Origin of the sequence: Nonomuraea sp. NPDC049725 (assembly GCF_040674795.1) — a bacterium.
In the GTDB taxonomy this organism is placed as follows: domain Bacteria; phylum Actinomycetota; class Actinomycetes; order Streptosporangiales; family Streptosporangiaceae; genus Nonomuraea; species Nonomuraea ceibae.
In genome coordinates this window covers 172,269-186,607 of sequence record NZ_JBFANJ010000001.1, presented here as the reverse complement: position 1 = coordinate 186,607, position 14,339 = coordinate 172,269, and the positions used below count along the sequence as shown (strand labels likewise).

Genomic DNA, 14,339 nt, shown 5'->3' with positions numbered 1-14,339 from the left:
GTCAGCTCGGGTTGAGGTCGTTCTTCCAGATCTCGCGCTCGTCGCGGCGCGGGTCGTAGACGATGACGTTGTCCGGCTTGTTGTCGCGGTAGAAGGTCATCACCGGGCGTTCGGTGGTGTTGTAGGTGGCCCACTCGCCGAGCCGGCCGGTGGCGGCGAACTCGACCCAGCGGCCGTGCAGGGCGTCGGCGAGGGCCTGGGGCGGGTTCGGGCCGGTGAAGGCGGCGCTGTCCGGGTTGGCGAGCGTGTCCCAGGCGAAGGGCAGCGGCAGGCTGTGGCAGGCGCCCAGCTTGACGCTGAGGATGTTGGGCGTGACGGGTGAGCGCCAGCCGAACTCGAAGACGTACGTGTCGGCGGGCGCGTCGATGCGGGCCTCGGCGATGCGGTAGGTCGGGATGCGGAACACGCGGTCGGTGAGCGTCGCGCAGGCGATGCCGGACGGGGCGTTGCGCGGGTACGGCGCGACGTCGGTCTCGGCGTAGCGGTCGTAGAAGCCGGCCGGAGCCCCGTACGCCTCGGTCCTGGTCCGGAACGCCGCGTCGCCGGGCCAGCCCACCATCGGGGTGGGGACGACGAAGGTCCTGAACTCCTCGACGGTGGTGCCGATGAGCAGGGTCACGTCGGCGCCGCGGCCGTCGGCGATGGCGTCGATCGGCAGGCGCGGCACGACCTGGCCGTCGATGACCGGCATGAACGACATGCCGCACGAGGCGATGGTGCTGGCCCCGTAGCGCTCGGGGTCGGCGCTGGAGGTGACGTCGTCGCTGACCTCGGCCTGGGCCGCGATCAGGGCGGCGGTGTCCACGGCGGCGAGCGCCTGGGCAGTGGGCTGCACGTTCAGCCGGGTGGCGACGGCGGCGGTGACCAGGGCGGCGTCCTGGACGGTCTGGCCGATGTGCGCGCTGCCGCTCTCGACGATGGCCTGCTGGAACAGGTTGCGGTCGAGGGAGAGCAGGGTCAGCACGCTCATGGCGCCGGCGGACTCGCCCGCCACGGTGACGTTGCCGGGGTCGCCGCCGAAGCGGGCGATGTTGTCGCGCACCCATTCCAGGGCGAAGATCTGGTCGAGCAGGCCGCGGTTGGCCGGGGCGGGCGCGTCCTCGATGTAGGCGAAGCCGTCCACGCCGAGGCGGTAGTTGACGGTGACGCAGACGACGCCGTCGCGGGCGAAGGTGGCGCCGTCGTAGGTGGTCACCGCGGAGGAGCCGGTGGTGAACGCGCCGCCGTGAATCCACACGAGCACCGGCAGGGCGGCGTCGGAGTTGGGCGCGCTGGTCCACACGTTCAGGTTGAGGTAGTCGTCGCCGGGGACGACCGGGTTGCGGAACAGCTCGCCGAGGCGGCCCTTGAGCGGCGGCTGCGGCGGGGTGGGGCCGAACGCGTGGGCGGGCAGCGGCGTGCTCCACGCCCTGGGCGGCACGGGCGCGGCGAACCGGTTCCGGCCGACGGGCGCGGCGGCGTACGGGATGCCGCGGAAGGCGGCGATCCCGTTCTCGGTGAGGCCCAGGACGGGGCCGTGGACGGTGGGCACCTCAACGGTGGTGGGCGACATGGCACTCCTCGGCCGGGTCAGGTCGGTGCACGCTCGCCAAGGGGCCGGCCGTCCCCGGAGCACCGTCCAGGCCGACAAGCCGCGGCCAGGCATCTGGGTGATTACCCGGAGTGATGATCGCCGGATCTGGGCCTGACGAAGCATGACGATCTGTTGCCTCAGGATTTCTGTCCGGACTTGCCGGGCAGCTGAGTAAGCATTCCTTACCAACTCACGGCTGCCGACTGCGTCCGATGTCGGGATACAGCCTCTTTGGAACTTTGGGTCTTGTGTAAGGTCCGGTGTCAATTTAGGCTCCGCGTCAAGTTAGTAAACCTTCCTAATCGGACCCCTCCCCCAAGGATCGGAGCTGTTCGTGAGGCGAAGTGCAGTGATCACAGTTCTGGCCGTCGTGGCCGCACTGTTCGCGCCGTCAGGCGCGAGCGCGGCGGCGGCGGACCCGCTGGTGTCGCAGGGCAAGAGCGTGACGGCCTCCTCGGTCGAGGCCGCCGGCCTGGAGCCGGGCAAGGCGGTGGACGGCGACCCGGCCACCCGCTGGGCCAGCGCCGAGGGCGTGGACCCGCAGTGGATCCGCGTCGACCTCGGCTCCGCGCACACGATCTCCCGCGTACGGCTGACCTGGGAGGTCGCCTACGCCAAGTCCTACCGGGTGCAGACCTCGGCCGACGGCTCCACCTGGAGCGACGTCTACACCACGGCCTCCGGCGACGGGGCGACCGACGACCTCACGGTCACCGGAACCGGCCGGTACGTCCGGGTCCACGGCACCCAGCGCGGCACCCCGTACGGCTACTCGCTGTGGGAGCTGGAGGTCTACGGCGCTCCCGTCACGGGCGGCGGCGGGGACACCCCGGTCGAGGCCAACGGGCAGCTGCGCGTGTGCGGCATCAAGCTCTGCAACGAGAACGGCAAGCAGATCCAGCTGCGCGGCATGAGCAGCCACGGCATCCAGTGGTACAACCAGTGCCTCAACAGCGCCTCGCTCGACGCCCTGGCCGCCGACTGGAAGGCCGACGTCCTGCGCATCTCCATGTACGTCCAGGAGGGCGGCTACGAGACCAACCCCCGGCTGTTCACCGACCGGGTGCACAACCTGATCGAGATGGCCACCGCCCGCGGCATGTACGCGATCGTGGACTGGCACATGCTCACCCCCGGCGACCCGATGTACAACCTCAGCCGGGCCAAGACGTTCTTCACCGAGATCGCCCAGCGGCACGACGGCAAGGACAACGTCCTGTACGAGATCGCCAACGAGCCGAACGGTGACGCCGTGACCTGGTCCGTCATCCGCAACTACGCCCACCAGCTCATCCCGGTGATCCGCCAGCACGACGCCGACGCCCCGATCCTGGTCGGCACCCGCGCCTGGTCGTCGCTCGGCGTCTCCGGCGGCGGCGACGAGAGCGAGATCATCGCGAACCCGGTCAACGCCGCCAACATCATGTACACGTTCCACTTCTACGCGGCCTCGCACGGGTCCGAGTACCTGAGCACGCTGTCCCGGGCCGCCGACCGGCTGCCGATCTTCGTGACCGAGTTCGGCACCCAGACGGCCTCGGGCGACGGCGGCAACAACTTCACCAGGTCGCAGCAGTATCTCGACCTGATGGCCCAGAAGAAGATCAGCTGGGTGAACTGGAACTTCTCCGACGACTTCCGCACCGGCGCCGTCTTCAAGACCGGGACCTGCCCGGGCGGCCCGTTCGCCGGGACGGCCAACCTCAAGGAGGCCGGCGTCTGGGTCCGCGACCGGATCCGCACCGCCGACGACTTCTGACGGAACGAGACGACCCCCACCCGCGGCTTGACAACCGATCGGCGCGCGTTTCTAATGTTCGGCGTGTCGCGTGACGCCGCCGGGAAGACGGCCGCGGGTGGGCGGCACCGTATACAGGGAGATGATCGCCGTGGACTCGTTCACCACAGGTCGCGCCTGATCTCGTCGCGCCCGCGCGTCATCGCCGAGCCCTTTCCCGTCCCTTCCCGTTCGCGAACGGGTCGCTGACGCGCGCCGGTTTCCGCACTGCTCGTCCCACATTCTTCACCGCCTGCGCGCGGTCCTTCTCACGTGGCCGAAAGGGCTTTCTTTTTGTTGACCATCACCCATGTCCCCGCCTCCCAGCACGAATCGGACGCCGTACGGGCGAGGATGCAGCAGGTCTTCTCCGACCCGCCCGTCCTCGACGGCGACGCCGAGCTGCGCCCGCTCCTGCCCGAGACCGGCGGGGTGCCCGCCACCTGGGTCACCTCGGGCGGAGCGACGATCGAGGACGGCGTGACCGTCTACGTCCACGGCGGCGGCTTCTCCTTCAGCAACCCGGCGATGGAGCGGATCATGGCCTGCCGCCTGTCGAAGGCCACCGGCCGCCCGGCCCTGGCCGTGGACTACCGTCTGGCCCCGGCGCACCCGTACCCGGCGGCGGTCGAGGACGTGCTGGCCGTCCACCGCGGCCTGCTGGCGCAGGGCGTGCCCGCCGGGAAGATCCTGCTCGTCGGGGAGTCGGCCGGCGGCACCCTGATCCTCTCGGCGCTGCTGAGGCTCGCCGCGGCGGGGGAGCCGATGCCGGTGGGGGCCGTCCCGGTCTCCCCGATCACCGACCTGGCGGCGAAGCCGGCGGGCAACGGCCGTGACTCGATCGACCCGGCCATCCTGGGCCCGATCGCCACGCAGTATCTCGGCGGGGCCCGGCCGGACCAGGCGCCCCAGTCGCCGATCTACGGGGATCTGCGCGGGCTGCCGCCCATGCTGCTCCCGGTCGGCGGGGACGAGATCGTCCTCGACGACGCCCGGCGGTTCGCCGAGGGCGCCGCCGGGGCGGGCGTCCCGATGGAGGTGGACGTCTACGAGGGCATGCCGCACGCCTTCCACGCGGCCGTGCTCTTCGCCGAGGACGCGCACCTGCCCACGGCGGCCGCCTTCCTGAGCCGCCTCACGGACTGGGTCACGAGGCTTCCCGCGCGCTGAGCCCGGCGGGCAGCCCGGCAGGCTGGGCGGCGGGCTGGGCGGCGGCGATGACGCCGTGCACGGCCGCCGCGATGCGGGCGGCGGCCTGCTCGGGGTCGGGCCGGCCGGCGTCCAGCCAGGCGATGACGGCCTCCAGGGTGAAGGCGGGGACGAGGTTGGCCGCCCAGTCCAGCCACGGCCCGGCCGGGATGCGGCGCGCGAGGTTGCGGCGGGCGACCTCGCGCGAGGCGTCGGTGATGGTGTCGATCAGCTCGCGGAAGTCGGGCTCGCGGGCCGCGTGGCGGAACAGCAGCCGGAACCCGTCGGGGTCGGCGCCGGCGGCCCGCAGCAGCGCGGGAATGGCGTCGTCGTCGTAGTCGTCGCCGCCCGTGGCCTCGGCCAGCCGCGCGCAGGCGCGGTCGAGCACGGCCCGGTAGAGGCCGGCCTTGGAGTCGAAGTGCCGATAGAGCATCGCCCGGGTCAGCTCGGCCTCGGCGGCGATGTCGTCCAGGCCCGTCGCGGCATAGCCGGCGCGGGCGAAGGCGCGGGTGGCCGCGTCCAGGATCTGCTCACGCCGCTCCGCGCGGCGCATCCTGCGCACCGGCTCGGCCGGCCCGGCCTCGGGCTTGCTCATCGACCCTCCACTTGTAGAAGGCAAAGTATACATGTAGCTTTTTAGACGTTGGAGTATACAAAGCTGCGTCTACCTCCTGGAGGGGTCATGCCGTCCACACCCGTTCGGCTCCCGTACGAGCAGCCCGACCCGATGCGGCCCGCGCCCCTGCTGCGCGAGCTGCAGTCCCGCGGCCCGATCCACGCCATCCGCACCGCCGTCGGCGACCCCGGCTGGCACGTCACCGCGTACGAGCACGTACGCCTGCTGCTGGACGACGACCGGCTCGGCCGCGCCCACCGCGAGCCCGCACGCGCCTCCCGCACCGGCGAGTCGGCGCTGTTCGGCGGCCCGATGGGCGACTTCGACACCGAGCAGGCCGACCACCGCAGGATGCGCTCGCTGCTCCAGCCGCACTTCTCGCCCAAGCGGATGCGCGCCCTGACCGGCCGGGTCGAGACCCTGACCACCCAGCTCCTCGACGAGCTGACCGCCGCCGGGCCGCCCGCCGACCTGCACGCCGCGCTGGCGCTGCCGCTGCCGATCGCGGTCATCTGCGAGCTGCTCGGCGTGCCGTACGAGGACCGGGCCCGCTTCCGCGCCTGGACGCAGGCCGCCGGGGACGTCACCGACCGGACCCGCTCCGAGCAGGGGCTGGCCGAGCTGTTCGGCTACGGGCGGCACCTGGTGGCCCGCAAGCGCGCCGCCGGCGACCCGGACGGCGACGTGATCTCCCGGCTGGCCGCCACCGACGGGGTGAGCGACGACGAGGCGGCGGCGATGGGCATGACGCTGCTGTTCGCCGGCCACGAGACGACGGTGACGGCGATCGGCCTGGGCGTGCTGTGGCTGCTGGCCACCCCCGGCCAATGGCAGGCCCTGGTCGACGACCCGGCGCGGATCGACGCCGCGGTGGAGGAGATCCTGCGCGCGCCCGGCCTGGGCGGCGGCGGCATCCCCCGCTACGCCCGCACCGACCTGGAGATCGCCGGCGTGCGCGTGCGGGAGGGCGACCTGGTGCTGCTGGACCTCGGGGCCGCCAACCACGACGCGTCGGTGTTCGCCGACCCGGACCGCTTCGACCTCGACCGGCCCGCCGCGCCGCACCTGACGTTCGGCCACGGCGCCCGCTACTGCATCGGCGCGCCGCTCGCCCGGATCGAGCTGAAGGCCGTCTTCTCCCAGCTCGCCGCCCGCTTCCCCACCTTGCGGCTGGGCTGCGCGGTCGACGAGCTGACCTTCAACCCGCACGTGCTCACCGGCGGGCTGACCGCGCTGCCGATCACCTGGTGAACGCGCCCTGACGCCACTCACGGGACGCGCGTCAGCCCGGCGGCGGCCGGGTGTCAGGCCGACCGGCCATCGTCATCCCCATGAACGGCACAGCGATCGCGGCCACGGGGCTGCGGAAGGCCTACAAGGACAAGATCGTCCTGGACGGCGTCGACCTGCGCGTCCAGGCCGGCACGATCTTCGCGCTGCTCGGGCCCAACGGCGCGGGCAAGACCACGACGGTGAACGTGCTCACCACCCTGCTGCGCCCCGACGCCGGCCAGGTGCTCGTCGCCGGGCACGACGTCACCACGCAGACCCGGGCGGTGCGGGCGGCGATCGGCGTGACCGGGCAGTTCGCCTCGGTGGACGACCTGCTCACCGGCGAGGAGAACCTGCTGATGATGGCGGACCTCCTGCACCTGCCCAAGGCGGAGGGCAGGCGGATCACCCGGCGGCTGCTCGGCCGGTTCGACCTGGCGGAGGCGGCGGGCAAGCCGGCGTCGTCCTACTCCGGCGGCATGCGCCGAAAGCTGGACCTGGCGATGACGCTGGTCGGCGGGCCGCAGATCATCTTCCTGGACGAGCCCACGACCGGACTCGACCCGCGCAGCCGCCGCACCATGTGGGAGATCATCCGCGAGCTGGTCGCCGACGGCACCACCATCTTCCTCACCACGCAGTACCTGGAGGAGGCCGACCAGCTCGCCGACCGCATCGCCGTGCTCGACCGGGGCCGGCTGGTCGCCGAAGGCACCGCCGCCCAGCTCAAGCGCCGGGTCCCGGGCGGCCACGTCCGGCTGCGGTTCGCCGACCGGCGCGCGCTCGACACCGCGGCCCGCGTCCTGGCCGGATCCGCCACGGACGAGGAGGAGCTGACCCTGCGGGTGCCCGGCGACGGCGGCGTCCGGTCGCTGCGCGCCCTGCTCGACCGCCTCGACTCCCACGCCGTCGAGGCCGAGGAGCTCTCGGTGCACACCCCCGACCTGGACGACGTCTTCCTGGCCCTCACCGGCCACACCGACAAGGAGATCAAGGCATGACCGGCTTCTCGGCCACCCTGACGGACTCGGCGACCATGCTGCGGCGCAACTTCCGGCACACGCTGCGGAACCCGCTGGCGCTGTTCAACGCCGTGATCATGCCGATCGTGCTGATGTTCCTGATGGTCCACATCCTCGGCGGGGCGTTCAGCGTCGGCGTCGACTACGCGGACTACGCGACCCCCGGGCTCATCATGACCACCATCTGCTACGGCATCAGCCCCACCGCGATCGCCGTCAACTCCGACATGACGACCGGGTTCATCAACCGGCTCCGCGTCATGCACGTGTCACGGGCCGCCGTGCTCAACGCGCACGTGATCGGGACCATGCTGCGCAGCCTGGTGGCCATCGCGCTCATCGTCGGGGTCTCGTTCCTCATGGGGTTCCGGCCCTCGGCGAGCTTCCTCCACTGGCTCGGCGCGATCGGCATCGTCGTGCTGACGGTGCTGGCCATCGGCTGGCTGACCATCGCGTTCGGCCTCGCGGCGAAGTCACCGGCCAGCGCGGGCCTGATCGGCGTCCCGCTCATGCTCCTGCCCTTCCTGAGCAGCGCGTTCGTGCCCGCCGAGAAGATGGGCGCGGGGGCGCGGCAGTTCGCCGAGTACCAGCCGTTCACCTCGATCATCGAGGCCCTGCGCGGGTTCCTGACCGGCGCGCCGTCGGCGAGCTCGGCCGTCACGGCGATCGCCTGGTGCGCGGGCACCATGCTGGTCGGCTACGTGTGGGCGCGGGCGTCCTTCACGAAGCGAGGATGACGCCCGCCAGCTCGCGCCAGTCGGCCTCCCGGCCGGCGCCTGACGCCTCGGCGAACGCGGTCTCGCCGAGGCGTCCTCGCGCGTCCGCGGCGATCCTGGCGGCGTCGGGCTGCGACAGGTCCGGCGTGCCGCGCACGGCGTCGCTCGCCGCGAGCAGCCGTACGGCCTGCTCGTACTCGCCCTGGCGCAACGCCTGGTCCGCGACCCCGACCAGCACCAGGGCGATCAGCGGCGGGTAGGCGGTCTCGGCCGCCAGGCGGAACGCCTCCGCCCGGTGCGCGCGGGCCTGCTCCAGGTCCTCGGTCAGATAGCCGTACAGGTCGCTGACCTTGGCGTGCACCATGACGCTCAGCTCGTGGACGCCCGGCATCGCCCGCACGGTGGCCAGGTGCCGGCGCGCCTCGTCCGCCTCGCCGCGCCAGTGGGCGAGCTGCGCCTTGGCCAGCTCCAGCTCGGCGGACGTCTCCGGCCAGGCGATCTCGCCCGTGTAGCGCTCGGCCTCGGCCATGGCGGACGCGCTGGCCCGCTCGTCGCCGAGCAGCCAGTAGAGGTGGGCCAGCCGCGAGCGCAGGCTGGTGACCTCCTCGTTCACGCCCAGCTCGGTCAGCGCCGTGCTCGCCTCCTCGTAGAGCTCGCACGCGCGGGCCAGCTCGCCGCGCATCGCGAGCCGGTCGGCCAGCAGGGTCAGCGACAGCGAGATCCCCATCCGCTCGCCCAGCGAACGGAACTCGGCGAGCGCGATCTCGGCGTCGTCGTCGACGCCGGTCTCGTCGCCGCTGAGCGTCAGCCGCAGCCGGCCGCGCGCGAGCCGCGCCTGCGCCCGCACCCAGGCGTCCTCGTCGCTGATCAGCGGCTCCAGCGCAGGCAGGAACCCCGTCGGGTCCCGCAGCATCCGCTCCCACAGCCGGACGAACCCCAGGATGGAATGGCGCAGGCCGTGGCGCTCGGTGATCCGGTGCGCCTCCTGGATCCACTCCCGCGCCTGATACTGGTCGCCGCCGACCCCGGACGTCAGGAACACGGTCACGATCGTGTACGCGACGGCCCGCGTCTCGTCGGCCACCTCGCCGGGCAGCGAGGCCGCCGCGACGGCCAGCTCGGTGCCCTCGGCCCGGTGCCCGGCCAGGAACCAGAACCAGCCCACCGCCCCGACCAGCCGCATCGCCTCCTCGGCCCAGCCCTCGGCGATCGCCCCGCGCGCGGCCGCGCCGATGTTGTCGTGCTCGGCTTCCAGCGTGGCCAGCCATTCGAGCTGCGCGGCCGTGCGCAGGTGCGGGTCGGCGCTCCGGCCCAGCTCGGTGAAGTAGGCCAGATGCGCCCGCCGCGCCCGTTCGCTCTCCCCGGCCTCGTCGAGCCGGCCGGCCGCGTACTCCCTGATGGTGTTGAGCATCCGGTAGCGGGTGCCGTCGTCGTCGGAGAGCAGCAGCGACTTCTCGATCAACGCGGTCAGCACGTCGAAGACCTGCTCCCCGGCCGCCTCCCCGGCCGTCTCCCCGTCACCGCAGACCTGCTCGGCCGCCTCCAGGGTCGCCCCGCCCGCGAACACCGAGAACCGGCGCAGCACGGCGCGTTCGGCCTCCGTCAGCAGGTCCCAGCTCCAGTCGACGACCGCGCGGAGCGTCTTGTGCCTGGCCAGCGCCGTCCGGCTGCCGCCGGTCAGCAGGCGGAAGCGGTCGTCGAGCCGGCGGGCGAGCTGGTCGACGGACATGGTGCGCAGCCGCGCCGCGGCCAGTTCGATCGCCAGCGGGATCCCGTCGAGCGCCCGGCAGATCCGCGCCAGGGCCGCCAGCGTGTCCGCGTCGGAGCCGATGTCCTTGCGCACCAGGTCGGCGCGGTCGCGCAGCAGCCGCACCGCGGGCGAGGACTCGATCCCGGCGGCGTCCGCCCCCTCGGCGGGCAGCGCGAGCGGCTCGACCTGCCACAGCACCTCGCCGGTGATGCCGAGCGGCTCCCGGCTCGTGGCCAGGATGCGCAGCCTGCGGCACTCGCCCAGCAGCCGCTCGGCGAACGCCGCCGCCGCCTCGATCACGTGCTCGCAGTTGTCCAGGACCAGCAGGACCGTGCGCTCGCGCAGCGCCGTGATGAGCCGGTCCATCGGCTCGCCGCCCCGCGCGTCACCGACCACCGCCTGGTCGCGCAGGCCGACCGCGGTGAGCGCGGCCTGCGCCAGCTCGCCGCCCGCCTGCACCGAGGCCAGCTCCACCAGCCACGCGCCGTCCGGCAGCTCGGCGAGCATCGTCCGCGCGGTCTCCGTGGCCAGCCGGGTCTTGCCGGAGCCGCCCGGCCCCGTCAGCGTGACCAGCCGGTGCCTGACGGACAGGCCGGCGACCGCCGACACGTCGGCGTCCTTGCCGACGAAGCTCGACAGCCCGGCCCGCAGGTTCGTCCTGCGGTTCTCCGCCCGCTCGCCCAGCTCGCCGCGGAGCAGCGCGGTGTGCAGCGCGGACAGCTCGGCCGACGGGTCGGCGCCCAGCTCGTCGGCCAGCCGCTCGCGCGTCCGCTGGTAGACGGCCAGCGCCTCGGTCGCGCGCCCCGCCTCGGCGAGCGCCCGCATCAGGCCCGCCACGAACCCCTCGCGCAGCGGGTACGTGGCCACCAGGTCGGTCAGCTCGGAGACCAGCTCCGATCCCCGGCCGAGCCGCAGGTCCGCGTCGACGCGGTCGCCGAGCGCGGCCACGTGCAGCTCGTCCAGCCGCGTGACCACGGCGTCGAACGCCTCGCTGTCACGCAGCGCGATGTCGGCCAGGGCCTGGCCGCGCCACAGCTCCAGGGCCGAGCGCAGCAGCTCGGCCCGCGCCGCGGGCTCGGCGCCACGCGCCTGGGCGACCAGCCGCTCGAACCGGCACACGTCCACCGCGTCCGGGTCGACGGCCAGCCGGTAGCCGCCGGACTCCGCCTCGATCACCCCGTCGGGCAGCACCCGTCGCAGCCTGGACACCAGCGCCTGCAAGGCGTTCACCTCGTCGGCGGGCGGCTGCTCACCCCAGATCCAGTCGACCAGCCTCGACCGGGTGACGATCCGGCCGGCTTCGAGGGCCAGCGCGGCCAGCAGTGCGCGCAGCCGAACCCCGGGAACCTCGACCACGGCCCCGTCACGGTTACGGACCTCGAAGGGCCCGAGCAATCCGACTCGCACATCAGCAATTGTGCCGAATCGCGAAGACCAGCCGCGACGGCGAGCGCGTACGGGCGCCGTCAGCGGTCGTGTCAGGGCGGCGACGGCCCGATGTCAGCGCGGCAGGCGAAGGTGAAGTCCTGTCGCCAGGGAGGAAAGAGCATGGAACACACCGTCACCACGATGCCCGCGGCCCGTCAGGCCGGCTGCCCCTTCGACCCGCCCAAGGAGCTCGTCGAGGCGCGCGAGCAGAGCCCGATCAGCCGCTACCCGTTCCCCGACGGACACCAGGGCTGGCTGGTGACCGGCTTCGACCTGGTCCGGTCCGTCCTGGCCGACGCGCGGTTCAGCTCACGCAAGGAGTTCATGAAGCACCACCCGACGATCGACTACGGCGACATCGAGGTGCCGCCCGCGCCGCCCGGCGAGTTCCTGCTGATGGACGAGCCGAGGCACAGCCGCTACCGCAAGCCGCTGGTGGGCCGGTTCACCGTGCGGCGGATGCGGCTGCTGACCGAGCGCGTCGAGCAGGTCACCGCCGCGCACCTGGACGCGATGGAGCAGGCCGGTCCGGCGGCGGACCTGGTGACGGCGTTCGCCAAGCCCATCCCCGCCATCGTGATCTGCGAGCTGCTGGGCGTCCCGTACGAGGACCGGGGCTTCTTCCAGGAGCAGATCGACAAGTTCCTCGGCGGCGAGGTGGGCGACGAGGAGCTGATCGCGGCCTACCTGGGCGTCCAGAACTACCTCGCCGAGCTGGTCGCGGCCAAGCGCGCCAACCCCACCGACGACCTGCTCAGCGACCTGACCGACAGCGACCTCACGGACGAGGAGCTGAAGGGCATGGCCCTGATCCTGCTGTCGGCCGGGTTCGACACCACCGCCAACATGATCGCGCTCGGCGCCTTCGCGCTGCTGGAGAACCCGGATCAGCTCGCCGCGCTGCGCGCCGATCCCACCCTCGTCGAGGGGGCCGTGGAGGAGCTGCTGCGCTACCTGAGCGTCGCCAAGACGTTCATGCGGGTCGCTCTGGAGGACGTCGAGCTCGGCGGCCACACGATCAAGGCAGGCTCGACGGTCATCGTGTCCATCAACACCGCCAACCGCGACCCGGAGCGCTTCCCGGACCCGCACAAGCTGGACCTGCGCCGCCAGGACGGCGGCCACCTGGCCTTCAGCCACGGCATCCACCAGTGCCTCGGCCAGCAGCTCGCCCGCGTCGAGCTGCGCGTCGCCCTGCCCGCGCTGCTCGGGCGCTTCCCCACGCTGCGCCTGGCCGTGCCCGCCGGCGAGATCCCCCTGCGCCCGGAGGCCGCCGACATCTACGGGGTCAAGAGCCTGCCCGTCACCTGGGACGCCTGACCGGATCCACCCGCGTCTGCACCTGACCTTCGCTGACGTCCCAACCTTTCACCCCCTCCCGGGCGTCTTGTCTGTATGACGGACTCCGAGGCGTTCGAGGCCTTCGTCGCCGCGTGGTACCGGCGGCTGCTGCGGGCCGCCGTCCTCATCAGCGGTGATCCGCACCTGGCCGAGGACGTGCTCCAGGACGCCCTGATCAAGCTGGCCCGCCGGTGGCCGAAGGTGCACACCGACCCGGTCGGCTACGTGCGCACCACCCTGTACCGGGACGTCGCGTCCAAGTGGCGGCGGCAGCGGGAGTTCGCGTACGGGGAGCAGCCCGACCGGGCCGACGGTGACAGCGCGGCGGCGACGGACCTGAAGGTGCTCTTCGCCCGCGCGCTGGCCAGGCTGCCGGTGAAGCAGCGCGCGGTGCTGGTGCTGCGCTTCTACGAGGACCTGCCCGTCACGGAGGTGGCCGCGATCCTCCGCGTCTCGCCCGGGACGGTCAAGAGCCAGACGCACGCGGCGCTGAAACGGCTGCGCGAGGTCGCTCCCGAGCTGGAAGAGGTGCTGGTATGACGGACCAGAGGCTGCGGGAGCTCTTCGGCGAGCTCGCCGAGACCCTGCCCGAGGGGTCGTCCAGGGCGGGGGAGCTGTGGCGGCAGGGCACGCGGAGCCGGGCCCGCCGCCGGTGGACGGTGCTCGCGGCGGCGACGGCCGTCACCGGGCTCGTCGTCGCGGCGAACGTGGTGACCGGCCCGGAGCAGGCCGAGCGCGGCGTCACGGGCCGGCCGACGCCTGCCGCCTCGCCCGGCCCCGTGCTCGACACCGCCCCGCCGGCCGGCGATGAGGCGGCGCTGCCCGCGGCGGCGACCGCGCTGCCGGAACGCTGGGCCGCCATCCCCGTCGTGGGCACGGTCCCCGGGCCCGTCCTGGCGCTGGCCGAGTTCGGCGACGGGCGCGTCCACGTGCTGAAGTCCGGCGGGCGCTTCCCCCTCGACGTGAAGCTGGGCCGGGCGGGCGACGGCGGGACGCCGCTGCGGCCCAACTCGCTCGCGCCCGACGGGACGATGGCCGCCTTCCCGCAGAAGGACGAGGTGGTGGTCGTCGACCTCGTCATCGGCCAGACCAGGCGCTACCCGGTGCCGGGGCGCAACGCGGTGGTGCTGTGGCGCGGCGAGCGGCTGCTCGTCGAGCAGGAGAAGGCGGACTACCTGCTCGACCTGGCCACCGGGGAGGTGACGCGGCAGCCGAACCGGGGCTTCGGCGGGGTGGCGGGCTACCGCGACCTGCGGATCGTGCCGATCGGCGGCCGGACGTTCCTGAGGGAGGGCGCGACGCAGGTGGAGCTGGCCGTCGACGGCGGACCGGCCACGGCCGTCCCGGGCCGTCACGGATGGCAGCGCGACGGGCTGGTCGCGGTGCCCGGACGCGCCCCCGGCGAGCGTCCGGGGCGGGCCGACGCGGTCGTCGTGGCCGACGCCGCCACCGGGCGGGTGGTCAGGACGCTGCTCCTGCCCGGCGCCCGGTGCGGCAAGGGCGGCTGCCCGGTGCGCGGCTGGGCCCGCCACGGCACCGTGCTCGTCGAGAGCGGTGACCGGCTGCTCGGCTGGGACCTCGCCACCGGCGCGCTGTCGCGCGTCGCCGACCTGCGCCCGGACGTGACCGCCTACTCGCTGCGCAGCGGGTGAGCGC

The 14,339-nt window shown here is 73.1% G+C and carries 11 protein-coding genes; 8 read left to right on the top strand and 3 right to left on the bottom strand.

Going from position 1 to position 14,339, the window contains the following annotated elements:
• Position 1: 1 nt before the first annotated feature.
• Positions 2-1,552 carry a carboxylesterase family protein gene (locus AB0J53_RS01025; RefSeq protein ID WP_364167672.1) on the bottom strand — a complete coding sequence of 517 codons (1,551 nt, stop codon included), beginning with the start codon at positions 1,550-1,552 and terminating at the stop codon, positions 2-4.
• A gap of 370 nt (positions 1,553-1,922) precedes the next feature.
• On the opposite strand from AB0J53_RS01025, the gene AB0J53_RS01020 reads away from it, so the two are divergent.
• Complete coding sequence (locus tag AB0J53_RS01020) at positions 1,923-3,332, top strand: cellulase family glycosylhydrolase (protein WP_364167671.1); 1,410 nt, start codon at positions 1,923-1,925, stop codon at positions 3,330-3,332.
• Positions 3,333-3,647: 315 nt separating this feature from the next.
• Positions 3,648-4,520 carry an alpha/beta hydrolase gene (locus AB0J53_RS01015; RefSeq protein ID WP_364167669.1) on the top strand — a complete coding sequence of 291 codons (873 nt, stop codon included), beginning with the start codon at positions 3,648-3,650 and terminating at the stop codon, positions 4,518-4,520.
• On the opposite strand, the gene AB0J53_RS01010 is transcribed toward AB0J53_RS01015, so the two are convergent.
• Positions 4,498-5,133, bottom strand: coding sequence for a helix-turn-helix domain-containing protein (locus tag AB0J53_RS01010; protein WP_364167667.1), 636 nt, complete (start codon positions 5,131-5,133; stop codon positions 4,498-4,500). The genes AB0J53_RS01015 and AB0J53_RS01010 overlap by 23 nt on opposite strands.
• A gap of 87 nt (positions 5,134-5,220) precedes the next feature.
• Between AB0J53_RS01010 and AB0J53_RS01005 the strand changes: the two genes are divergently transcribed.
• The 3 genes from AB0J53_RS01005 to AB0J53_RS00995 all read left to right on the top strand — a co-directional run bounded on the left by AB0J53_RS01005 (position 5,221) and on the right by AB0J53_RS00995 (position 8,185).
• The gene (locus AB0J53_RS01005; RefSeq protein ID WP_364167665.1) at positions 5,221-6,405 is read left to right on the top strand and encodes a cytochrome P450; all 1,185 of its coding nucleotides are present in this window, start codon (positions 5,221-5,223) and stop codon (positions 6,403-6,405) included.
• Positions 6,406-6,485: 80 nt separating this feature from the next.
• Positions 6,486-7,427 (top strand): ATP-binding cassette domain-containing protein, encoded by a 942-nt coding sequence (locus tag AB0J53_RS01000; RefSeq protein ID WP_219509226.1) that lies wholly within the window; start codon positions 6,486-6,488, stop codon positions 7,425-7,427.
• Positions 7,424-8,185 (top strand): ABC transporter permease, encoded by a 762-nt coding sequence (locus tag AB0J53_RS00995; RefSeq protein WP_219509225.1) that lies wholly within the window; start codon positions 7,424-7,426, stop codon positions 8,183-8,185. The genes AB0J53_RS01000 and AB0J53_RS00995 overlap by 4 nt, the downstream gene beginning before the upstream one ends.
• Here AB0J53_RS00995 and AB0J53_RS00990 read toward each other — a convergent pair.
• Positions 8,169-11,321, bottom strand: coding sequence for a BTAD domain-containing putative transcriptional regulator (locus AB0J53_RS00990; RefSeq protein WP_364167662.1), 3,153 nt, complete (start codon positions 11,319-11,321; stop codon positions 8,169-8,171). The genes AB0J53_RS00995 and AB0J53_RS00990 overlap by 17 nt on opposite strands.
• A 141-nt stretch (positions 11,322-11,462) precedes the next feature.
• Between AB0J53_RS00990 and AB0J53_RS00985 the strand changes: the two genes are divergently transcribed.
• The 3 genes from AB0J53_RS00985 (at position 11,463) to AB0J53_RS00975 (ending at position 14,335) form a co-directional block, all read left to right on the top strand.
• Positions 11,463-12,662 (top strand): cytochrome P450, encoded by a 1,200-nt coding sequence (locus tag AB0J53_RS00985; RefSeq protein WP_364167661.1) that lies wholly within the window; start codon positions 11,463-11,465, stop codon positions 12,660-12,662.
• Positions 12,663-12,737: 75 nt separating this feature from the next.
• The gene (locus AB0J53_RS00980) at positions 12,738-13,223 is read left to right on the top strand and encodes a SigE family RNA polymerase sigma factor (RefSeq protein WP_364167659.1); all 486 of its coding nucleotides are present in this window, start codon (positions 12,738-12,740) and stop codon (positions 13,221-13,223) included.
• Entirely contained in the window at positions 13,220-14,335 is a 1,116-nt protein-coding gene (locus tag AB0J53_RS00975; RefSeq protein WP_364167657.1) for a hypothetical protein, read from the top strand. The genes AB0J53_RS00980 and AB0J53_RS00975 overlap by 4 nt, the downstream gene beginning before the upstream one ends.
• Positions 14,336-14,339 lie beyond the last annotated feature (4 nt).